This window comes from Gemmiger formicilis (assembly GCF_016901605.1).
Classification (GTDB): Bacteria; Bacillota; Clostridia; order Oscillospirales; family Ruminococcaceae; genus Gemmiger; species Gemmiger formicilis_B.
The window spans coordinates 1-217 of sequence record NZ_JACJKP010001004.1; the positions used below are offsets into that span (position 1 = coordinate 1).

Annotated in this window: 1 pseudogene; it reads right to left on the bottom strand. The window is 62.2% G+C overall.

What is annotated here, in order from left to right:
• Positions 1-217, bottom strand: a pseudogene (locus tag H6B10_RS17550) (hypothetical protein); the annotation flags it as partial.

Here is a 217-nt window from a genome sequence, read left to right on the forward strand (position 1 = left end):
CCAGTAGCAGGCTGTTTTCTTCGGGTACGCCGTCAAAACTCCAGGCATAGTTGCTGCCGTTTTCCGGCAGTTCAAAATGGTCCTTCATCCAGTTGCCGCCCCAGACGCCCGGGTGTATGAAGGGGCCGGTGCCATTGCCCGGGCCCTGGGCGATGCCTGCGGCACCGGGAAATGCGTGCTCAGCATCGAGTGCTACCCCGGCGTGGACCAGCAGGAA